Origin of the sequence: Pseudomonas sp. UMAB-40 (assembly GCF_900095275.1) — a bacterium.
Lineage (GTDB): Bacteria > Pseudomonadota > Gammaproteobacteria > Pseudomonadales > Pseudomonadaceae > Aquipseudomonas > Aquipseudomonas mandelii_B.
In genome coordinates, this window is sequence record NZ_LT607552.1 from 411,451 (window position 1) to 432,074 (window position 20,624).

A 20,624-nucleotide genomic window follows, 5' to 3' on the forward strand; every position below is an offset into this window, starting at 1 on the left:
GGTTGCCAGCATCGCTACACGGCTGGCTGCTTCCCCACAGGAAAACGTCATGTCGATTTTCGAAACGGGCCTGGCGCCCTCGTCAGTCAACCATATTGCCCTTTCGCCACTGAGCTTCATCGAGCGTACGGCCTCTGTTTACGGTCAGTATCCGGCGGTGATCCACGGCGCTGTACGGCGCAACTGGCAACAAACCTATGAACGCTGCAGGCGCCTGGCCAGTGCGCTCAGCGGGCGGGGTATCGGCAAGGGCGATACGGTGGCGGTCATGCTGCCCAACATCCCGGCAATGCTCGAAGCGCACTTCGGTGTGCCAATGATCGGCGCGGTTCTCAATACCCTGAATATACGACTGGATGCGCAGGCCATTGCCTTCATGCTGGAACACGGCGAAGCCAAGGTGTTGATCACCGACCGTGAGTTCCACGAGGTGATCCGTGAGGCCTTGAGCGGGCTTTCCAATCCGCCACTGGTGGTGGATGTGAACGATCCAGAGTACGGCGAAGGCAGTGCCGTCAGCGCGCTGGACTACGAAGCGTTCCTCGCTGAGGGTGACCCGCAATTCGCCTGGCAATGGCCCGAGGACGAGTGGCAAGCGATTTCCCTCAATTACACCTCCGGCACCACCGGTAACCCCAAGGGCGTGATTTATCACCACCGCGGCGCCTACCTCAATTCCCTGGGCAATCAGATGACCTGGGCCATGGGCAATCACCCGGTGTACCTCTGGACGTTGCCGATGTTCCACTGCAATGGCTGGTGCTATCCGTGGACCGTCACCGCGTTGGCCGGGACTCATGTGTTCCTGCGTCGGGTCGACCCGCAAAAAATTCTCTCACTGATTCACGAACATCGGGTCAGCCATCTGTGCGGTGCTCCCATCGTTCTCAATGCGCTGGTCAACCTGCCGGACTCGGCGAAGACCGCCATCGATCATCCGGTCAACGCTATGGTTGCGGGTGCGGCACCGCCTGCCAAGGTCATTGGTGCGGTGGAGGCCATGGGCATCAAGATTACCCACGTTTACGGGCTCACCGAAGTCTATGGTCCGGTGACCGTGTGCGCTTGGCATGAGCAATGGGATCAGCAGTCACTGGATGAGCGTGCGAAGATCAAGTCGCGCCAGGGCGTGCGCTACCCGACCCTTGAAGGCCTGATGGTCGCCGACTCGCAAACCCTGGAACCCGTGCCTTGCGATGGCACCAGCATGGGTGAGATTTTCATGCGCGGTAATACAGTGATGAAGGGCTATCTGAAAAACGCCGAAGCTACAGCCGAAGCTTTCAAGGGGGGGTGGTTCCATACCGGCGACCTGGCGGTGCGACATCCTGACGGCTATGTCGAAATCAAGGACCGCCTCAAGGACATCATCATCTCGGGCGGCGAGAACATCTCCACCATCGAAATCGAAGGTGTGCTCTATCGCCACCCGGCGGTCCTGGAAGCGGCAGTGGTTGCCCGCCCGGATGACAAATGGGGCGAAACACCCTGCGCGTTTATCACGCTCAAAGTCGGGCATGAGGACACACGAGAGGCCGACGTCATTCAGTTCTGCCGTGAGCATCTGGCGGGTTTCAAGCTACCCAAAACCGTGGTGTTCGGCGAGCTGCCGAAAACCTCGACGGGCAAGATCCAGAAGTATTTGCTGCGCGACTCGGCCAAGGCACTCTGACAAGAGCGCCACTTGGAAACACCTGCGCGGATCGTAGGTTGCACATAGGCGGGATCGGCCCACCCCCGGCAACGGAGGAGGGCCGGGGACATGCCGGCTCGGTCTACAGGGTTCCACCGAGTGTCCGGAACATCCCGCTATCGTTCAGCAGCAATCAGGTGACGCCACAGGGGAACCTTGTCGTGGGCGCGCAGCGGATGTCGGTAGTTCGCGGAGTTCATTGGATTCCGTAGCGTCACCCGCGTCGGTGTCCTCTTGTATCAAGGTATCGCAGGCAAGAAAATCGGCGGGTCGGCACTTCTCGATAGAAGCACCGTCAAGATGAAAGGCATACGTTCTGAAAAAAGGCATCTCTGGCCTCCGGTGCAATCCTGATGACAGGTTGATGAACAGCGGCTGGCTGACTACAGCCGTGCATCTTTCTGCGGTTCACTGCCACCCCAATACAGCCACGTCCAGCCGTCACCGTTGCGCTGGAAAACCCCCGTCGCCACATATTGGACGACCGTTGGCTCTTCGTTTTCAATCGTGTGGCCGTCGATGCGGATCTGGGCCCAGGCAATGTCTCCGCGCATCCAGGACACCACGAGCCGTGGTTCCCAGCGGATGTTCAAGGTGGTCACCCAGGTCACTCCATTCTGCACTGCCTCGGCCCCCATGAAGTTCTCGTCCAGGCCGGAGCCGGCGATCGCGACGTCAGGATCGGCGAAATACTGGGCGACGTCCGAGCCTGGGGTGGAAAACCCCTGCAAAACCTTCGTGATAAACCCATTGAGAGATTCCCGGGTTGCCGTGTCGGTGATCATGGACGGCGACTGGTATCCGGCGAGGCGGTCGATCATAAATGCTCCTGATTGCTTTCGCAGTGTTGGGGTTGTCTTCGGTTGACGGGATATGTGCGTCCATTGCAACAGGTAGTTCATACGCTCCGTATGTATTCATGTTATTTTGCATACACTGCGTATGTCAAGGTGCGAGCATGCCACATGTCCCCAGTCGGCTAGATCAGACATGCCATTGCAAACGCAGCCGACCTTGGGGCGGGGAGTTGATGCACACCCGCACTTTCCGCCAGACGTAATCACTCCTCCTTTCGCGGATTTTGATTGTCCATAGACATGGATACACAAATTGGATTTAGCCCGTTTCTCTACGTAATCCGCCGGCTTAGAGTGGCTTCGCCGGCTCGAAACACCGAGCTGATAAACCCACTACGGCGTCAATCGGAGATTCAACGTTGAGCAATAAATTGGCAGGTAAAGTTGCATTGGTCACCGGTGGCTCCACCGGCATTGGTCTGGCTTCGGCCCAGGAGTTTGCTGCGCAGGGCGCAACGGTGTTCATCACCGGGCGCCGTCAGGCTGAACTGGATGCCGCGGTCGCGCTGATCGGCAATAAGGCGGTCGGGATCAAGGGCGACGTGGCCAACCTGGCTGATCTGGATCAGGTGTTCTCGCTGATCGCGGCACAGGCCGGGCATCTCGATATTGTGTTTGCCAACGCGGGCGTTGGTGACATGGCGCCGCTGGGCGAGATCACTGAAGAGCATTTCGAGGACATTTTCGGCATCAACGTGAAAGGCCTGCTGTTCACCGTACAGAAGGCACTGCCGCTCCTGAAAAATGGCGGTTCGGTGATCCTGAATGCGTCCACCACCGCCACCAAAGGCACCGAAAACTTCAGTGTCTACAGTGCGAGCAAGGCCGCTGTGCGTAACTTCGCCCGCTCCTGGTTGCTGGATCTGAAGCCGCGCAATGTTCGTGTCAACGCGATCAGTCCTGGCCCGGTCGCCACGCCGGGTGTGGCCGGTATGGTGCCAGCCGAACAACTCGATGGCCTGCACGCTCATCTGGCCAGCCTGGTTCCGATGGGGCGTATGGGTGATCCAAGAGAGGTCGCCAAAGCTGTGTTGTTCCTGGCGTCGGATGACAGCAGTTTCATCAACGGCATCGAACTGTTCGTTGACGGTGGTGCCGCGCAAATCTGATGGCGAAGGCATGAGCCAAACACACCCTGTGTGGGTGCTTCACTTCAACGTGGAAAAATGTTCAACCAGCCAATCGATGAACACACGAACCCGATTGTTGAGATGTCGGTTGGGTGGGTAAGCCACATGGAAGGGGTAGGGGGCTGGACGCCAGTCCTGCAGGATGGGGACCAGCGCCCCGCTCTCGATGTAGGGTTGCACGGCATACGTGAACGTATGGATTACGCCTAGACCCGCTAACCCGGCAGCAATGTGTGCGTTGCTTTCATTGACGCTCAACACACTGTTGCCGATCACTTCGACTTTCTCGTCGTCGCGCTGAAACGCTGCCGGGATCAGTCGATTGGTTCCAGCCGAGTGATAGCTGACAATGCGATGCGCATTTTCCAGCTCCCGTGGATGATTGGGTTCACCGAAACGTTGCAGATACGCAGGGCTTGCGCAGGTGGTACAGGAGGCCTTGCCCAAGAGCCTTGCCGCCAATGACTGCTGCGCGATGGGACCGCCGCGGATGACACAGTCGACGTTGTCGCTGATCAGGTCGACAGTCCGATCGCTTACACCCAGGTCGATCTTGATGTCGGGAAACCGTGCATAGAACTCAGACAGGGCGGGAATGATCAGCGCGGTCGCCACGGAACCACCGACATTGACATGGATTTTGCCGCGAGGATTGAATTGCGCGCCTTGAAAACCGGCATTGATCTCCTCCAGATCCTGGATGACCCTTGCGGTTAGTTCGTAGTATTTCGCCCCGTCTACGGTGACCGTCACACTTCGCGTTGTACGCTGCAGCAAGCGCACACACAGAAAACTTTCCAGGTCCTGGATCAGCTTGCTCACTGTCGCCTTGGGCATATCCAGAGAGTCCGCGGCCTTTACAAATGACCCGGTTTCGACGACTCGGGCAAACACACGAATGGCTAAAATTTGGTTCATATCGCGTGCAGTCCTGAAGGGTGAGTTCTTCCGCAGTGTAATGCGTCACCGGCCGATAACCGTATCCACATGTCCAGCGCGCGCGATAAACCTCGATTGGCGAGTGATTTCGATACTGAGCGCGGTCAATTCGCAGGGTTATGCAGATCCCATCAAAGATCGCCCGGATTCTCTCAAGTGTGCGGCAGCACGGCTCAGTCCGCGGCCTTCGGTGACCCGCTATCAAATAAATGCGCAATCTCGGGCCCCCGTCCCCAGGCCCGCCAAGTATGGTGTAGATTGAAACCGTAGCCATTGAGCGAAGGACGCGGGGTACAGGCTCGACGGGCGCTGAACAGCGCACTTCGAATGATAAAAAGAACAGTACGCGCCCAGGAGATATGGCATGAGATCGCAATCGATCCAGCAAAAATCTCATCAAGTGGCAAACCATCCCGGTGGTGTTCCACTTTCGGCTGCCAAAGCAGGCTTGAAGTGCATTTCCGTCACCGATGCGAATGTACTGGCGAAATCGTTACCGGAGTGGCAGCAGGAATACTTGCAGATCAGCCCAGGACCGTTCGCCGGTTCGGTCAGCGAAATTTCCGTCGGAGTGGTGCAGATCTTTCGCGAAGTGATCAATCAGTCGGTTGATCAGCATGGGCAGACCTTGCCGGGCAAGTTTGCCTTGGGCATTCCCGTTGCCCTGCGCGGCCGGGGTTATTGGTGTGGTAAAGAGCTTGATTGCATTGATTCCGTGTTCTTTCTTCGTCCGGATTCCGAACTTAAGTTCAAGACCCCAGGTTACTCGGATATCTACGGCGCCTCGGTGGATATCGAGGCATTCAGCCAATATGCTTTGAATGATGAATTCGAAGACAGAAATGTCATCAGCAGAATCAAAGAAGTCAGTGCGCTGGCACCACAAAAGTGCGCCGCGTTCAGACTTGGCTTCGATAGTTTCTTCCGTGCTGTCGAGACCAACCCGCTTATTCTTCAGTCCGCTTCCGCGAGGAAACAACTGACGTTCGATATCATGCACTTGCTATTGAACATGACAATGGACTTGCCGCTGTCGAAGAAAACCTACGCAGAGCAATTCATTCACCGTCATGTGGTCGACACTGCGCACGAATATATTCTTTCAAGAAAAAGTGAAGCGTTAACGGTGACCGATTTGTGTGAAGGCCTGCGCACCAGCCATCGTTCGCTGCATTACGCTTTCAACAAAGTCCTGGGTATCAGCCCGGTGACGTATCTGCGTTATGTGCGTCTGAACGGCGCCCGGGCGGACCTTATCGCCAGCGATAAGTCGACGCTGGTCAGTGACGTCGCGTCCAAGTGGGGCTTCTGGCACATGGGTATGTTCAGCGTCTACTACAAAAATCTGTTTGGCGAACGACCTTCGCAAACGCTGAAAGTCTACCGTTCAACGCCAGTCATTTAACACGTTAGTTGTAAACAACAGGCCAGGACATATTACCCGGGCGTGTGAAGGGTCACGTTTGCCCAAAATACCGGAGAGAACCATGAGCAAGTTAACTGGAAGAGTAGCCTTGATTACGGGCGCCTCAAAAGGCATGGGTAAGTCCCATGCCACTATTTATGCAAAGTATGGCGCTAACTTGATTCTGGTTGATCTGGATGAATCAGTTCACGAAGTGGCCGCGGATATTCAAAAGCAATATGGCGTGGAAGTGCTTGCCCAGGTCTGTGATGTCACCGATCCGCAAGCCATGCGACTGATTGCCGACAAGGGCATGCAGCGCTTCGGCAAGTTGAACGCACTGGTCTGCAACGCCGGTGTGTGCCGTTTCGCCAAGTTTCTCGATTCCAGCGATGCCGAGCTCGACCTGCACATCAACGTCAATATCAAGGGCGCCTGGCATACCGCTCGTGCGGTTCTTCCGCACATGATCGAATCCGGCGGCGGTGCCGTGGTGGTCATGTCCTCCATCACCGGCGACATGACCGCAGACCCCGGTGAAGTGGCCTACGCGCTATCGAAATCGGCCCTGATCGGTTTCACCAAAGCGCTGGCGGTCGAAATGGCGCCCTACAACATTCGAGTGAATGCCATCTGCCCGGGTTTTGTGCTGACGCCGATGGCCGATCAGGTCGCACGCCAAGTCAACCCGGACGATCCCGAGTCGGTGCTGGTTGAGCTGGCCAAGGCGATTCCCATGAAACGCCTGGCCAGGCCGGATGAAATCGGTGAGTTGTCGGCATTCCTGGCGTCCGAGGAGTCCAGTTACATCAATGGCGCGCAAATTGTTATCGACGGTGCCAGCAGCATTACCGAAACCGTCAGCGTCGGTATTTGATCGGCATTCAACACTTGGCAAGGACGCTCTTTCATTCGATCCGTTCCATTTGATCCATAACAACAAATAGCGTGGAGCATCTGTCATGACAGAGTTTACTGACGCACTGAGTCACAACGAGCCTCGAACTTCCGTGGCACTGCGCGGCAATCTGGGTATTTTTCAAATCACCTTGTTGGTCATCGCAGCCGCAGCGCCTTTAGGGGCGGTGGTGAGTGCGGCACCTATCGGCTTCATGGTCGGCAACGGGCCTGGGCTCGCGGGCGCGTTCCTGGTGGCGGGCTTGATGATGCTGTGTTTCTCGGTCGGCTATGGTGAACTTATTCGCGCGATTCCCGGTGCGGGCGCTTTTTACAAGTATCTGTCGGTGGTCTTTGGCGCAAGAGTGGGCGCCGGCGCGGCGTGGGTGGCGTTGGCGTCTTACCTGGCGATAGCAATTTCTCTGGCTACCGTCACCGGTTATTTCACCGATTTGACCATGCAGTCCCTGGGCATCAATTGGGGCTGGAAAACCTGGACGGTATTGGTTATCGCACTGACGGCGTATTTAGGCCGTGCCAACATCGATTTTGCCGCCAAAGTGCTGGTGCCGCTGGTGCTGGCAGAGTTCCTCATGCTGTTTGTTCTGGGCTTGTCCATTGTCATGGATAAGGGCAGCGCTGCGTTGCCATTGCAGGCAATTTCGGTCAGTGCCATAACAGCCCCTGGAATGGGGGTCGGCTTGATGATCGCATTGGCGGCGTTCCTGGGTGTCGAGTCTGCTGCGCTCTATGCAATGGAAGCCCGGCGCCCGGAAAAATCCATTCCGGGTGCTACTCGACTCGCCGTGGCGTTAGTCGCCGCCACCTACTTTGTGGTGATCTGGTTAGTCGTGGGCGATATTGGTGTCGACACGATCAAGGAGGAGGCCGCAACCGCTCAGGGCGAACTGGTGATCAACTTGTTCTCCAGGCATCTGGGCGGGACAGTTGCAACAATTGTTTCGATCATGTTGTGTACCAGCAACTTTGCCTGCTTGTTATCGCTGCATAACGCCGCCACTCGTTACGTGCATGTACTGGCCCAGGACAAACATCTACCGAGCGTTCTGGCGAACACCCATCTGCAAAACAAATCTCCAGCCAACGCAAGTCTGTTCGTCACCGTATTGGTTGCGATATGCATCGCCGTTCCAGCGTCATTGGGTTATGACCCGTTCGTGTTTCTTTTTCCGGTAACCCTGGCACTGGGCACGATTGGTTTGATTGGACTCCAGGCGTTTGTTTCGCTGGCGGTCATCGCCCACTTCAAGAAAGTCAGTGATCGGCGCTATTTCAGAATATTGATCAGCCCGCTCTTTGCGTTTGGCGGGCTGGGCGTAGCGGTCTACCTGATCTGCGCAAACTACGGGTTGCTGACCGGAAGTGATTCGGTATGGGTGAATGGCTCGCCAATTCTTCTGCTGGTGCTGTTCTTCTATGGCCTGATCAAAGGCCATTCAAAACGTGTTTGATGCAAACGCCTGTCGGACGTTGTAACACCGCCCAGGACTTCGCCCACTCCGTTTCTGCCAGTTTGTGTTAATGCGCCAGCGCAAGTTGGCCGCAGCCTCTATGTGTCGTCATTACCGCAGTACCGCAGTGATCAGCGTGCGCACGCTTTTTAAGTGAACAGCCCATTTGACTGGAAGAATACAAACATGACCGTGAATTTAAACTTGACGAGTGCATCACACCCCCTTGATCCACTGTCGCTCCAGGAACTTGCTCTGGCGAGTAGCATTCTCAAGCGGGAAAAGAACCTTGGCGATAAGTGTCGCTTTCCCTATCTGCATCTGGCCGAGCCAGATAAACACCAAGTGCTGTCCCATGTTCCGGGCCAACCCATTTCCCGGCGCGCATTTGCACTGGTCCTGGATAAGTTGACCGGGCATACATTCGAGGCGCTGGTCGATCTCAATAGCCAGACACTTGTCAGCTGGCAGCCACTCAACCTCGACACCCAAGGGCATGCCCCCATCATGATCGAGGAGTTCGACCTGTGCGTGGAGGCCGTGCAAAAAGATCCGGCCTGGCGCGCGGCGGTCAAACGTCGTGGCCTGACCGATGCCGATATTGAAAATGTGCAAATCGATCCGTGGTCATTCGGCCATTTTGGCGACGAAGAGCGCTACCGAGGCAAGCGCCTGATGCGCGGTGTCGCCTTTTACCGCGACAAGCTCACCGATAATGGCTACGCCCACCCGATCGAAGGGCTGGTCGCGATCATTGATCTTAATGCCGGAAAGGTTATCGAACTGCTGGATGACGGCCGTCTGACGCCGATACCCAAAGCCACGATCAACTACGATTCCGCCTCCTTGGGCCAGCCGCGCGAGGGGCTCAAGCCTTTGCACATTACCCAGCCCGAAGGCGTGAGTTTCACGGTCGACGACTGGAAGGTGAGTTGGCAGAACTGGGAGTTTCGCGTCGGGTTCACCCCCCGTGAAGGGCTGGTCCTGCATCAATTGGGCTACAAGGACGGCGAGGTGGTTCGGCCGATCCTGTATCGCGCCAGTGTCACCGACATGGGCGTGCCCTATTCGGATAACGAGCTGAATCATTACTGGAAATGCGCCTTCGACGGTGGCGAATACGGGCTCGGTCGGCTGGCCAACCAACTGGAGCTGGGCTGCGACTGCCTGGGTGCGATTCGCTACTTCGATGTGCCCTCGGTGAATGACCAGGGCGAACCCTTTGTGATGAAGAATGCCATCTGCATGCATGAGGAAGATTACGGCACGCTGTGGAAGCACTATGAATTTCGCACCGGCGTATTCGAGATGCGGCGGTCCCGGCGTCTGGTGATCAGCTTCTTCTGCACCGTGGCCAACTACGACTACGGCTTTTTCTGGTACCTCTACCAGGACGGTACCATCGAGCTTGAAGCCAAGCTGACCGGGATCATCCAGACCGCTGCGCTGGCACCGGGTCAACGCCCGGGCAGTGGCGGCGGCATGGTGACTCCGGAGTTCTACGGCCCGACTCACCAGCATTTCTTCAGTGCGCGCTTGCACATGATGGTGGACGGCGAGCACAACTCCGTTACCGAAACCAATTTTCAATCGCGCCCGCAAGGTAAGGGCAACACCTGGGGTAACGTCTTCGACAGTATCACCACCACGTTTACCCATGAACAGGACGCGGCACGGGAGGCTAACGGCCAATCCGGACGTTTCTGGAAGATCATCAATCCGAACGTCAGGAACGCCGTTGGCAATCATCCGGGCTACAAGCTGATGGCAGAGCACAACCCGGTCATGCTCGCCCAGCCAGACAGCTCGTTCGGCCGCCGCGCCGGGTTTGCCAGCAAGCACTTGTGGGTGACGCCTTACGCCGCGAACGAGCGTTACGGCTCGGGCGACTACCCCAACCAGCACCGTGGTGACGGACTGCCGGTGTACACGCAAAACAATCGCCAGATCGACAACCATGACCTGGTGGTCTGGCACACTTTCGGCCACACCCACATCTGCAAGCCGGAGGACTTTCCGGTGATGCCTGTGGAATACGTCGGCTTCAAGCTCAAGCCCAACAACTTCTTCAACGGCAACCCGGCCATGGATTTACCGGCGAGCAGGGACCACGCCAGTGTCCAGGACGGCCAAGCGGCCAGTTGCTGCAAACACAACGCCTGATCAGGCCTCAATCGATGAATGCCCAAGTGCTCCGGCGCTTGGGCGGAGAGTGTTGTCATGTCTGAATTATCGGGTTGGGCCTGGCTGGAGTGGGTGACGATAGCCGTGTTTGTTTGCTGGGTGAGCGGGGGACCGAAGGGGTGGAACCGTCAACCTGTATTGCTGGGCGGAGCCGCGCTGGTGTTTTTTCTCGGGATGCAGCCAGCGCTGGACCTGGCTGCGCGTCACAGTGTGTGGTTGCACTGCCTGCAAAGCGCGTTGATTCATCACCTGGCGCCCATACTTCTGTTGTTTGCAGTCGCTCGGGAGCCAGTCAGCCAAGCGAGATTCGTGGGGGGGAGGCGGGGTCTGCGAGTGTGGGTGGTCGTGGCTTTCGGGGCAATGAGCGCTGTATGGATGCTGCCACAACTGCATCAACGACTGATGGACGATGCCACGCTGTATGCGCTGATGAAATGGGGTATGGCGGTAAGCGGACTGTGGCTCTGTAAGGTCATGGGTTGCTACTGCCAGCGCGCGGATATCCCTTCGTACAAGCAGTGGTCGTTCAGCCTTGCCGTTGCGCTGCCGCAGCTGCTGGTGGGGCTGATGCTGGTGTTCAGTGCGCCGCTGTATCCGATGCCCGTCCAGCCGATGGCGCACCTGCACGGGATGGAAATGACGGTTGGCGGCATGAGCGCGCAACTGGACCAGTCAATCGGTGGCGCACTGATGGGCCTGTCGGCGCTGCTGATGCTGTGGGCCGATCGCGTCATGCAGCGCAAGTCGCGTCGCAGAAGCAGCGCCTGTCCCGCGACGGTGAATGCCGGAACAAGCGCTTGTACTCCTGGCTGAAACAACTCGGGTCGGTGAAGCCCCAGCGATACGCCGCGTCGGTTACCAATTATTAATGTTGGCCCGGTCGTGCTTTGGATGGTCACGTTTGATCTCTTTGACGTGCGCGGACGCTGGCTCATTGAGGCCCGGGTTGATGTTTGTCGCGTCTACTACGGGGAGCCCGAAGAGGGTTTCTACGTTGCTTAAACCGCCGACATTGATCAGCCCTTGGCGATCTATGGAGAAAATCGGGTCCACGCGTGGCGGTTGATAGTCGATCACCAGGGAAGCGGCGTTTTGAGGCACCAGGAGTTGATCGAATACAGGATCACGTGTGCGTTCGCTGGACATGATGAGTGCTCGCATTTACCGCCATAGAAAAGAGGTCGCTTACCGACGAGAGCAGTGCTGGCGTATTCACCGCTTCCAAAGCTGGGTCAAGGATCAATCGGTACGGGTTGATCGATGGACCTAATGTGATTGAACGGAATAGATCACTCCAATATATTGATATTATTCGTTAATCATTATGGATGATCGATCTATGGAGCTTCGTCATTTGCGTTATTTCCTCGCGGTCGCCGAGGAGGGGCACTTCGGTCGTGCGGCGGCGAAGCTGCATATCGTGCAGCCGGCATTGAGTATGCAAATTCGCTCGCTCGAAGAGGAATTGGGCACGCCGCTGTTCACCCGGACAAGCCGCAAGGTCATGTTGACCGAAGCTGGCGAGATCCTGGTGATCGAGGCGCGCCGCACACTGGACCAGGCGCAGCGAGCCAAGGACGTCGTGCAGAAATCAGCCCGTGGCGAAATTGGTTCCGTGCGCATCGGCTTTTCCGGTAACGCGTCCTTTGCGGGCAAGCTCTCGTGCGACCTTGGCAACTTTCACCGGCAGTTTCCCGAGGCGGAAATCACGTTGCGAGAAGCCTCTGCACAACAGCAGGCGGAGGCCATTCTCGCCGGCGAACTGGATGTCGGTTATTGCCCGACGTTTGACCTTGGCGTACATGCCGACCTGCGCGTCGAGCGAATCGGCGCATGGCCCTGGGTCGTCGCCATGAGCGGTGAGCATCCGTTGGCCAAGCGCAAGGCAGTGCGCTGTGCTGACCTGATGGATGAAACCTTCGTGGTCTACTCGGCCCACGGTGCCGAGGCCCCGCAGCTGACTTTCCTGCGGCACATTCTCGGAAAGGAGCCCAAGGTCGCTCATTACGCTGGCAGCACCCTGGCAGTCCTGACCATCGCGTCCGCCGGCCTGGGACTCGGCCTGGTGCCCGCACCGTTGAGCACACTGGTTTTTCAAAACATCCAGTACCGACCCCTGGCGGGCGTCAGCGCGACGGCGGATTTGGTGCTGATTTATCGCACGAAGGAAACATCCGGTGCAGTCAAACAGTTCCTGACCCTGGCCAGAACTTAGTCTCAATCCAGCGTCACGGCGGCTCGTTCTTCGAGGTCGGGATTTACCTGGGCGCTGACCAAGTTCGCTTCAACATCTTCCAGCGCTTGCTGATGTTCCTCTCCCCGAACGTCACCGGCGAGCATTCCACCGAAGGATGCGTTTCCAGATAAACCGAATCGCATCGAACCGATCGCCCCGCGTGCCGAGCTGCATCAGGTCCTTGGCCCGTTGCATTTGGCCCCGTGTGCGGCGTGCTTGCTCCACCAGGAGCTCGGCGGCTTACTCGGCGACAGTCAGGAAGGAGCGGAGGTGACGCAGTTACATAGATTGATCATCGAATCTGATCGATTTATCAAATCAATATATTTTATGTATTTAAGGCGGACAAGCATGATCGTTTCCAGAAGCTTCGACCAAGTCACCGCTGCTTCCAATTGCAAGTCCCCCAGCAGTGGCCACCAAGCGCCACACTCAAGGAATCACTCTCATGTCCAGCGAACCCCGTCGCGACCCTCAGGCTGACCACCTGCTGACCGCACAGAATGCAGCCTTCCTCGTCATCGACTATCAGCCGCCGCAGGTCAATTCGATCGCCTCGATGGATCGGCAACTGCTGATCAACAACATCGTCGGTTGCACCCGAGCCGCCATCCTCTATGGCATGCCCATCGTCCATACGACGGTCAATGTCGAGACCGGTTTGAATCAGCCGCCGGTGCCGCAGGTCCGCAGCGTGTTGAAGGACTACCCGACCTACGACCGCACCAGCATTAACAGCTGGGAAGATGTCGGGTTCCGTCAGGCAGTCGAAGCCACGGGCCGTAGAAAATTGGTCATGGCCGGGCTGTGGACCGAGGCCTGCGTACTCTTTCCCGCGCTCGACGCTCTCGCCGCAGGCTACGAGGTCTACATACCGATCGACGCGATCGGAGGCACCTCGGAGCTGGCGCACGAGGCCGCCCTGCGGCGTATCGAGCAGGCGGGTGGCAAGCTGATCTCGACGGTGCAGCTGTTCTGCGAACTGCAACGCGACTGGAGCCGGAGCGAGACGGTGCCCGGCTTCCTCGATCTGTTCATCCAGACCGGCGGAACTGCCGGCATCCAGTTCTCTTACGACCGGGTCGAATGATGGACCTTGCACGGCGCAACGCCCTTGCCTCGGGCGCGTCATGAATTTCTAACGAAAAAAGGAACACTGTCATGCTCGAAGATAACGTGCAGTTCGACACTTCCGACGATGCGCTGGTCAAGCGCATTCCTGGCTTTGAAAGCCGCTTCGCCACAGTGAATGGCGTCACGCTTCATTACGTGATTGGCGGGAAGGGGCCACCGCTCATCCTGCTCCCGGGCCACCCGGAGACGTGGTGGGCGTACCACAACGTCATGGAACCCTTGAGCAAAAGCTATCAAGTCATCGTGGTCGATATACGCGGCATGGGCAGTTCGCAAGCCCCCGAAAGAGGCTACGACAAGAAAACCATGGCCGAGGACATTTTTCAGCTGATCGCAAGCCTCGGCTTCACGGCAGTCAACATCGCAGGGCATGACATCGGGGCGATGGTCGCCTTCAGCCTGGCCGCGAACCATCCGGAGGTGGTGACACGGCTTGCGCTGCTCGACGTGCCGCATCCGGACGAAAGCTGGTTCGAATTTTCGATGTTGCCGAGAGAGGGAACATTCGGCGACAAGATCGATGCCGAACATCCTCCCTACCCGTGGTGGTTCGCATTTCATCAGGTTCAAGGGCTGGGTGAGAGCCTCCTCAGCGGCAATGGAATGCGCAACTACATCGCCTGGCTTTTCAACTACATGCTGGCGAACCGTTCCCGGATCGATCCGATCGATCTTGCCGTCTATGGCGATGCGTACTCGAGCACCGACGGCATCAGGGCCGGCCATGCGTGGTATCGGGCCTGGCCACGAGACATCAACGACCAGAAAGCCTATGCCAGGTTGACAATGCCGGTGCTCGGGCTTGGCGCTGAACACACCGGTTGGCACTGGCTGCAGATCACTGCGCAGCATGCAACGGACTTCCGCCTGGAGAAGGTGGAAGACAGCGGTCATTTCATCGTCATGGAGCAGCCGGAGTTCGTCACCGAGCAGCTGCTGAATTTTTTCGACGAACAAGGCAATCAGTTCGGCGTTTAGCTTTCGTTCGCGAACGCGATGAATGTGCTTCGCGCACACCTTTCTTACTTTTTGCATCCTATGGAAATGACATAGGAATGCCTCAGAGAAATCCTATGAGCCAATTATTCGATACCTACGAACTGGCAGGCCAGATGCTGCGTAACCGCATCGTGATGGCGCCCATGACCCGTTCGAGAAGCGAGGGTTTTGTGGCCAACGCGCTCAATGCACGCTACTACCGGCAGCGGTCCAGTGCAGGTCTGGTCATCACCGAGGGCACGCCCATTTCTGCGCAAGGACAGGGCTACCTGGCCGTTCCGGCAATCTATTCCGATGCACACGTCGAGGGCTGGAGCCTCGTCACCGAGGCTGCGCATGAAGCGGGTGGCATCATCTTCGCGCAAATCTGGCATGTGGGGCGTATGTCCCATGCCACTCTTCAACCTGACGCAGCTGCTCCCGTCGGCCCGAGCGATAAGCCAGTAGAAAGCAGTCCCGGCAACCGTGTGTTCATCAACCTTCCCGAGGGCGGCCGTGGGCCAGCGGACCCGACGCCGCCCCGTGCGCTTTCCACCGCTGAAATCCCCGCCATCGAAGAAGATTTCGTCAACGCCGCTATCAATGCCATGAAGGCAGGCTTTGATGGCGTCGAAATCCACGGTGCCAATGGCTACCTGCTGGAGCAGTTCCTCAATGCCGACTTGAACGTTCGTCAGGATCGCTATGGTGGGTCGGTTGAGAACCGCGCACGCCTTACCCTGGAAACGGTAGATCAGGTGGTGGCCAATATTGGTGCCCATAAGGTTGGCATTCGGCTCTCGCCCAACAGCCAGTTGTTCGTGCCGGATTACCCGGAAAACCAGGCAACCTATCTCTACCTCGCAGCGGAACTGGGCAAGCGCGGCATCGCCTACGTTCATCTGGTGGACAACCGGGGACAAGGGGAATCGCTGCTGACCCACGACTTCCTTAAACGCTTCAAGACAGCTTTCGGCGGCACCGTCATTCTTGCAGGCGGTTTGACCCGTGAGCACGCGACGCAGATGTTGGAGGCGGGCCTGATCGATCTGGCAGCCTTCGGACAACCCTTTATCGCCAATCCGGACCTGGTTGACCGGCTACAGCGTGATCTGCCTTTGGCCTCACCTGACCGCCCGACGCTTTATGGCGGCGGCGAGGAGGGCTACGTGGATTATCCAGTCTATGCCGAATTATCCAACTAGCCGGCTAACGATCAGCGCGTGGTGCCGTTGAGCCGCCTCGCGCCACTCATGGCTTCGTTCTTAGTAAAGGGACCGGCCACACAAACCCGCAAATTTGATTTCGCGATCAAACTCGCTAATATACGATCTATGTACATTTCATATAGTTGGTGGCCATGGGAATCGTGAAAATCTCAGAAGACATGCATGAGCATTTGCGTGTCGCCAGCAATGCGTTGAGCCGTTCGATCAATGCCCAGGCAGAGCATTGGATGCGTATCGGGATGCTTGCGGAACTGCACCCCAACCTCGATCACAGCGACATCTGCCGCATGTTGGTTCGTGCAGAGCTGGAAGGTGGTCTTGACCTGGAAAAGCTCTGCGCCCTTGCGGACAGCTCCCCAAGCCCTCAGCTTCATGTAGCTGGCGGAGCGAAGCAATGAAGACGAATGTTCCGATCAAGTCTTCGGCGGAAATTGCCCAGTCACGTGTTGCCGCAGTGCTGGCTGCCGAGGTGCTGGCCATGATCAAGCCCCATGTGAAAGCGGGGGTGACCACCGACGAATTAGATCGGCTCTGCCACGACTACATCGTCAATGTGCAGAAAGCCATTCCGGGCAATATTGGCTATCTCGGCTACCCGAAAACCGTGCTGACCTCGGTCAACCACGTGGTCTGCCACGGCCTGCCGTCGGCCGCAGTGTTGCAGGATGGCGACATTGTGAACATCGACATCGCGGTGAAAAAGGACGGGTGGTACGGCGACACCAGTCGCATGTACTTTGTCGGCGAGCCCAGCCAGGAGGCGCGACGTCTGGTCAAGACGACCTACGACGCGATGTGCGCCGGCATTCGTGTCGTTCGCCCCGGTGCAACGCTGGGCGACATCGGTCATGCGATTCAAACGGTTGCGGAAAAAGACGGATTCAGCGTTGTCCGCGAATACTGCGGTCACGGGATTGGCAAGGTCTATCACGATGAGCCGCAGATCCTGCATTACGGCTATCCGGGCCAGGGACTGAAGCTCAAAGCGGGCATGATTTTCACCATCGAGCCCATGCTGAACGCGGGCAAGCGTCATGTGAAAACCCTGGCGGACGGCTGGGCAGTGGTCACTCGGGACAACTCACTCTCGGCACAGTGGGAGCACATGGTTGCGGTCACGGAGGACGGCTTTCAAGTGCTGTCTGCCTGGCCCGACAATATCGATGAATTTCCTGCCATCTAACCTCTACGCAACTGCGCCGGACTCACACCAGGGTGTTGCTTGAAGGCGGTTGCCTGCGCCCCTGGGAATTGAAATCGTAGGGGAGGGCAATCTCTGAAAGGTTCGCGGTTGAGTCGTGCAGCATTGCAGGGGTCAAAGCGGACAGTCGCAAGGACCAAGCAGCGAGATGATCCAGGCTTGGCTGATCCCTAACGAGGTCGCCTCTCGTGTGACGTTGCACACTTCTAGCAGCGCTTTTAATGCAAATAGTAGCGACCCATCGATATCCGTGTGATTCACCGCATCACACAATTAACGTGGGCCGAGGCTTATTACCGGCAGCAGACGCTAACGACGCTGGTCGGCCTGTAACATGGCGCTTGGTTACGATCAAAGGCATTGACTTTTAACATCGCAAACTCCTCAAACGTGACGTTGCTCGTCCATGACAATACGGCCGATGACCTGATACTTGTCGGTATCGAAGTATTTGAAATACAAGGCAATACCAGCACCGAGCAGGAAGCTGGCCAGCACGATGTAGGGAATGAGTTGGTAGAGCAGCGAGTTGACGGCATTACCAGCGGCGAAGCCCATGTTGATCCAGAGCAGATAGACCACGTACAGCATCGCCAGACCGCCAATTAGTGGTGCCAGGAAGGTCTTGAACCAGTGCGCCTTTTGGCGGTTCGCAGGATCGAAATGGAACCAGGCGATGACCGCGAAAGCACAGAGCGCCTGGACGATCATAATGCCCATGGTGCCAAGAATGGCTAGCAAGGTGAACATGTCCGCGTAGGGATCCTTGCCCTGCTGCCAGAATGCAAACACGATCAGCGTGGCGATTACAGTCTGCACAGTAGACGCCACGTGCGGAGAGCCGTGTTTTGGGTGAGTATGGCCAATACTACGGCCTAGGCATTCAAACAGATTTTCGCGCCCAAGCGCGTACAGGTAGCGCGACGCGCAGTTGTGAAAAGCCATGGCGCAGGCGAAGGAACCGGTGATTACCAACACCTTGAACAAGGTCACCGCCCACTCCCCCAGATAAGTACGCGCCGGACCGTAAAACAATTCGGCAGCAGTTGCCGGATTCTGGGCCAGTTGAATGGCGTTGGCTGGGCCTGTTCCAGCGATGGCCATCCAGGAGACAAAGACATAGAACACTCCCACGCCGATCACCGCCATCATTGTGGCCAGGGGAATGATGCGCTTGGGATCTCGGGACTCTTCACCATACATGGCGGTGGACTCGAATCCGACCCATGACCAAAAAGCGAAAAACAATCCCAGACCCGCGCTAGCGCCGACAACGCCCTCGGCCGGTTTGAATGCGTTGAGAGGGTTGATCGACTCCACGTGCAAGCCCTGCGCATCGCCGCCATGTAGCAGCACCGCGAACGCAGTCACCCCCAACATAAGAATTTCCAGGATCAGGCAGCCGCCTAGCAGCTTGGCTGCCAGACTGAGGTCGAAATAACAAAGGATGCCATTCGCCGCGAGCATCAACAGCGCGAATACCAGCCAATGGACTTGAAAGCCGAGTACGCTCTGCACGAACTCCTGGCAGAAAAAGGCAAAAATCCCCACCAGCGCGGCTTCAAATACAATGTAGGTCAAGGTGACAGTAATGCCCGATGACATACCAACAACCCGGCCCAACCCATGGGAGATGAAGCCGTAAAAGGCTCCAGTCGCGGTGATGTACTTGGCCATCTGCGAATAGCCCAGTGCGAACAACGCCAAGATGACCGTCGCCACCAGGTAACCTGCGGGGGCGAATTGTCCATTACCGCTACCCACGGCAATCGGCACATTACCCAGCATGGCGGTGATCGGCGCCGCCGTGGCGATCGTCATGAATAACACGCCAAACAACCCTACGGAGTTCTTGCGTAAGCGCTGCACGCCGGCAGATGCCGTGAGGTCCGGTGGAGAAGCAGTGATAATTGTGTTCATGGGCATATTCCTTGTTCAGGGTGGTTGTTCAAACAAGGGCTTGAAGTGATTCGGGCAGGACCTGGCCACCGTCGATGATCAGGCTTTGCCCCGTGATGTAGCCGGCTTCGCGGCTGGCAAAGAACAGGACAGCGCTGGCAACGTCCTCGGAAGTGCCCAACCGTTTGAGCGGGATGGAGGCCGCCACGCCCGCTTGATACTCAGCATCCACGTCCAGGAAGCCTTCAGTGACAATATTGCCAGGTAGTATCGCGTTGACGGTGATGCCGTCCTTGGCCAACTCGATCGCCGCAGTACGCATGAACCCCAACTGCGCCGCCTTGCTCGCGCCGTAATGTACCCAGCCAGGAGACCCGGTGATGGGGCCTGTAATAGATGAGGTGAGGATCACCCGACCGTATTCGGCAAGTCGCAGGAGGGGCAGAGCGGCTTGCACGCACAGGAATGTGCCTTTGGCATTGGTGCCCATCACCCGATCCCACTCTGCCTCAGTCAAGCTTTCCAATGCAGAGTTGGGGAAAATGCCAGCATTGCAGCACAGCACATCGAGGCCGCCGTGCATCACCTCCAGGGTGCGCATGAGCGCCACCACAGAAGCGGCATCAGCCACATCGGAGGCCAGCCCCTGTACTTGAAGCCCTTCAGCGCGCATACCGGCAGCGACTGCTTCGACCTTGTCTGCGTTGCGGGCGGTAATCAGCACTTTTGCGCCCTGAATAGCAAACTGCCTGGCAATTCCAAGGCCTATGCCGGTGCTGGCACCAGTGACCAGGACACTCTTACCACTTAAGGACGTGAACATCTGCGCAGCTCCTATCAAATGAGGGAGGCTTGATAGTGAGTTAAGCCTTCATGTACGACTTGACCGCCGAGCACATTTTTTGTACCCAACCATCAAATCATCAATAAAAGGGTTTTGGTTTGTGCTCGCCAGTCAACGACTTGCCTCGAGGTGCCAGCGATAATTTTCAACAGGGGGGAAAGTCAATCTTCCTTGGCGATCAGAAAATGCCACTTATGCCGTGTATACGCCCATTGGGGTTATTGGGAACATGCGCCGCGCTTGCAAAAAACTAGTGGTCGCCCATTGGGGTCATTGGAAACACGCGCCGCACTTGCAAAGAAATCAGTAGTCGCTGATTGAGCAGATTGAAGTGATCAGTTCATAACCCCTACCGCGTACTCATGTGTGCACCAACAACCTCCCAAACCGTTTGGGGTGCACTATGAAACAGCGCTCTCACGCAATCGAGCGCTGCTCGGAGTGCTGCTCGGAGTGCTGCTCGGAGTGCTGCTCGGAGTGCTGCTCGGAGTGCTCAGAGCGCGCGCCTCTAGAACGGCATGGAATT

Annotated in this window: 19 protein-coding genes; 13 read left to right on the top strand and 6 right to left on the bottom strand. The window is 57.2% G+C overall.

The window, feature by feature from the left end; translation table 11 throughout:
- Window positions 1–49 precede the first annotated feature (49 nt).
- Window positions 50–1,672: an acyl-CoA synthetase gene (locus K0F88_RS04505; RefSeq protein WP_219094223.1), complete on the top strand. Its 1,623-nt coding sequence runs from the start codon at window positions 50–52 to the stop codon at window positions 1,670–1,672.
- 404 nt (window positions 1,673–2,076) lie between these two features.
- Here the strand turns inward: K0F88_RS04505 and K0F88_RS04510 are convergent, their stop codons facing one another.
- Window positions 2,077–2,514, bottom strand: coding sequence for a nuclear transport factor 2 family protein (locus tag K0F88_RS04510; protein WP_219094225.1), 438 nt, complete (start codon window positions 2,512–2,514; stop codon window positions 2,077–2,079).
- 395 nt (window positions 2,515–2,909) lie between these two features.
- Here K0F88_RS04510 and K0F88_RS04515 point away from each other — a divergent pair, with 395 nt between their 5' ends.
- On the top strand, window positions 2,910–3,659 hold the full coding sequence (locus K0F88_RS04515) for a glucose 1-dehydrogenase (protein WP_219094227.1): 750 nt from the start codon (window positions 2,910–2,912) through the stop codon (window positions 3,657–3,659).
- A 39-nt stretch (window positions 3,660–3,698) separates the two neighbouring features.
- Here K0F88_RS04515 and K0F88_RS04520 read toward each other — a convergent pair whose 3' ends face one another.
- Window positions 3,699–4,598: a LysR family transcriptional regulator gene (locus tag K0F88_RS04520; RefSeq protein ID WP_219094229.1), complete on the bottom strand. Its 900-nt coding sequence runs from the start codon at window positions 4,596–4,598 to the stop codon at window positions 3,699–3,701.
- Between the two features lie 385 nt (window positions 4,599–4,983).
- Here K0F88_RS04520 and K0F88_RS04525 point away from each other — a divergent pair, with 385 nt between their 5' ends.
- The 5 genes from K0F88_RS04525 (at window position 4,984) to K0F88_RS04545 (ending at window position 11,390) form a co-directional block, all read left to right on the top strand.
- Window positions 4,984–6,024 carry a helix-turn-helix domain-containing protein gene (locus K0F88_RS04525; RefSeq protein WP_219094231.1) on the top strand — a complete coding sequence of 347 codons (1,041 nt, stop codon included), beginning with the start codon at window positions 4,984–4,986 and terminating at the stop codon, window positions 6,022–6,024.
- 82 nt (window positions 6,025–6,106) lie between these two features.
- Window positions 6,107–6,901, top strand: coding sequence for an SDR family oxidoreductase UcpA (gene ucpA / locus K0F88_RS04530; protein WP_219094233.1), 795 nt, complete (start codon window positions 6,107–6,109; stop codon window positions 6,899–6,901).
- Between the two features lie 85 nt (window positions 6,902–6,986).
- Window positions 6,987–8,393, top strand: a complete 1,407-nt coding sequence (locus K0F88_RS04535) for an APC family permease (protein WP_219094234.1) — start codon at window positions 6,987–6,989, stop codon at window positions 8,391–8,393.
- 186 nt (window positions 8,394–8,579) lie between these two features.
- Window positions 8,580–10,556: a primary-amine oxidase gene (locus K0F88_RS04540; RefSeq protein ID WP_219094235.1), complete on the top strand. Its 1,977-nt coding sequence runs from the start codon at window positions 8,580–8,582 to the stop codon at window positions 10,554–10,556.
- Between the two features lie 57 nt (window positions 10,557–10,613).
- The gene (locus K0F88_RS04545; protein WP_219094236.1) at window positions 10,614–11,390 is read left to right on the top strand and encodes a cytochrome c oxidase assembly protein; all 777 of its coding nucleotides are present in this window, start codon (window positions 10,614–10,616) and stop codon (window positions 11,388–11,390) included.
- Window positions 11,391–11,432: 42 nt separating this feature from the next.
- On the opposite strand, the gene K0F88_RS04550 is transcribed toward K0F88_RS04545, so the two are convergent.
- Window positions 11,433–11,723, bottom strand: coding sequence for a hypothetical protein (locus K0F88_RS04550; protein ID WP_219094237.1), 291 nt, complete (start codon window positions 11,721–11,723; stop codon window positions 11,433–11,435).
- Window positions 11,724–11,916: 193 nt separating this feature from the next.
- On the opposite strand from K0F88_RS04550, the gene K0F88_RS04555 reads away from it, so the two are divergent.
- Window positions 11,917–12,792: a LysR substrate-binding domain-containing protein gene (locus K0F88_RS04555; RefSeq protein WP_219094238.1), complete on the top strand. Its 876-nt coding sequence runs from the start codon at window positions 11,917–11,919 to the stop codon at window positions 12,790–12,792.
- A gap of 2 nt (window positions 12,793–12,794) precedes the next feature.
- Here K0F88_RS04555 and K0F88_RS04560 read toward each other — a convergent pair whose 3' ends face one another.
- Window positions 12,795–12,956, bottom strand: coding sequence for a hypothetical protein (locus K0F88_RS04560; RefSeq protein WP_219094239.1), 162 nt, complete (start codon window positions 12,954–12,956; stop codon window positions 12,795–12,797).
- Window positions 12,957–13,261: 305 nt separating this feature from the next.
- Between K0F88_RS04560 and K0F88_RS04565 the strand changes: the two genes are divergently transcribed.
- The 5 genes from K0F88_RS04565 to map all read left to right on the top strand — a co-directional run bounded on the left by K0F88_RS04565 (window position 13,262) and on the right by map (window position 17,337).
- The gene (locus K0F88_RS04565; protein ID WP_219094241.1) at window positions 13,262–13,903 is read left to right on the top strand and encodes a hydrolase; all 642 of its coding nucleotides are present in this window, start codon (window positions 13,262–13,264) and stop codon (window positions 13,901–13,903) included.
- 71 nt (window positions 13,904–13,974) lie between these two features.
- On the top strand, window positions 13,975–14,925 hold the full coding sequence (locus tag K0F88_RS04570; RefSeq protein ID WP_219094243.1) for an alpha/beta fold hydrolase: 951 nt from the start codon (window positions 13,975–13,977) through the stop codon (window positions 14,923–14,925).
- Between the two features lie 95 nt (window positions 14,926–15,020).
- Window positions 15,021–16,130, top strand: a complete 1,110-nt coding sequence (locus K0F88_RS04575; RefSeq protein ID WP_219094245.1) for an alkene reductase — start codon at window positions 15,021–15,023, stop codon at window positions 16,128–16,130.
- A 155-nt stretch (window positions 16,131–16,285) separates the two neighbouring features.
- Window positions 16,286–16,552 carry a ParD-like family protein gene (locus K0F88_RS04580; RefSeq protein ID WP_219094247.1) on the top strand — a complete coding sequence of 89 codons (267 nt, stop codon included), beginning with the start codon at window positions 16,286–16,288 and terminating at the stop codon, window positions 16,550–16,552.
- Window positions 16,549–17,337 carry a type I methionyl aminopeptidase gene (gene map, locus K0F88_RS04585; RefSeq protein ID WP_219094249.1) on the top strand — a complete coding sequence of 263 codons (789 nt, stop codon included), beginning with the start codon at window positions 16,549–16,551 and terminating at the stop codon, window positions 17,335–17,337. Before K0F88_RS04580 ends, map begins: the two co-directional genes overlap by 4 nt.
- 402 nt (window positions 17,338–17,739) lie before the next feature.
- Here map and K0F88_RS04590 read toward each other — a convergent pair whose 3' ends face one another.
- Together K0F88_RS04590 and fabG are read right to left on the bottom strand one after the other, a co-directional pair.
- Window positions 17,740–19,275 (bottom strand): APC family permease, encoded by a 1,536-nt coding sequence (locus tag K0F88_RS04590; protein WP_257605185.1) that lies wholly within the window; start codon window positions 19,273–19,275, stop codon window positions 17,740–17,742.
- Between the two features lie 28 nt (window positions 19,276–19,303).
- Window positions 19,304–20,077: a 3-oxoacyl-ACP reductase FabG gene (fabG, locus tag K0F88_RS04595; protein WP_219094254.1), complete on the bottom strand. Its 774-nt coding sequence runs from the start codon at window positions 20,075–20,077 to the stop codon at window positions 19,304–19,306.
- Window positions 20,078–20,624 lie beyond the last annotated feature (547 nt).

Coding starts and splice junctions, on each gene's coding strand:
- K0F88_RS04560 (WP_219094239.1), bottom strand. CDS start 12,956: ATGCGATTCGGTTTATCTGGAAACGCATCCTTCGGTGGAATGCTCGCC.
- K0F88_RS04510 (WP_219094225.1), bottom strand. CDS start 2,514: ATGATCGACCGCCTCGCCGGATACCAGTCGCCGTCCATGATCACCGAC.
- K0F88_RS04535 (WP_219094234.1), top strand. CDS start 6,987: ATGACAGAGTTTACTGACGCACTGAGTCACAACGAGCCTCGAACTTCC.
- K0F88_RS04580 (WP_219094247.1), top strand. CDS start 16,286: ATGGGAATCGTGAAAATCTCAGAAGACATGCATGAGCATTTGCGTGTC.
- fabG (WP_219094254.1), bottom strand. CDS start 20,077: ATGTTCACGTCCTTAAGTGGTAAGAGTGTCCTGGTCACTGGTGCCAGC.
- K0F88_RS04555 (WP_219094238.1), top strand. CDS start 11,917: ATGGAGCTTCGTCATTTGCGTTATTTCCTCGCGGTCGCCGAGGAGGGG.
- K0F88_RS04545 (WP_219094236.1), top strand. CDS start 10,614: ATGTCTGAATTATCGGGTTGGGCCTGGCTGGAGTGGGTGACGATAGCC.
- K0F88_RS04590 (WP_257605185.1), bottom strand. CDS start 19,275: ATGAACACAATTATCACTGCTTCTCCACCGGACCTCACGGCATCTGCC.
- K0F88_RS04550 (WP_219094237.1), bottom strand. CDS start 11,723: ATGTCCAGCGAACGCACACGTGATCCTGTATTCGATCAACTCCTGGTG.
- K0F88_RS04525 (WP_219094231.1), top strand. CDS start 4,984: ATGAGATCGCAATCGATCCAGCAAAAATCTCATCAAGTGGCAAACCAT.
- K0F88_RS04575 (WP_219094245.1), top strand. CDS start 15,021: ATGAGCCAATTATTCGATACCTACGAACTGGCAGGCCAGATGCTGCGT.
- ucpA (WP_219094233.1), top strand. CDS start 6,107: ATGAGCAAGTTAACTGGAAGAGTAGCCTTGATTACGGGCGCCTCAAAA.
- map (WP_219094249.1), top strand. CDS start 16,549: ATGAAGACGAATGTTCCGATCAAGTCTTCGGCGGAAATTGCCCAGTCA.
- K0F88_RS04570 (WP_219094243.1), top strand. CDS start 13,975: ATGCTCGAAGATAACGTGCAGTTCGACACTTCCGACGATGCGCTGGTC.
- K0F88_RS04540 (WP_219094235.1), top strand. CDS start 8,580: ATGACCGTGAATTTAAACTTGACGAGTGCATCACACCCCCTTGATCCA.
- K0F88_RS04565 (WP_219094241.1), top strand. CDS start 13,262: ATGTCCAGCGAACCCCGTCGCGACCCTCAGGCTGACCACCTGCTGACC.
- K0F88_RS04505 (WP_219094223.1), top strand. CDS start 50: ATGTCGATTTTCGAAACGGGCCTGGCGCCCTCGTCAGTCAACCATATT.
- K0F88_RS04520 (WP_219094229.1), bottom strand. CDS start 4,598: ATGAACCAAATTTTAGCCATTCGTGTGTTTGCCCGAGTCGTCGAAACC.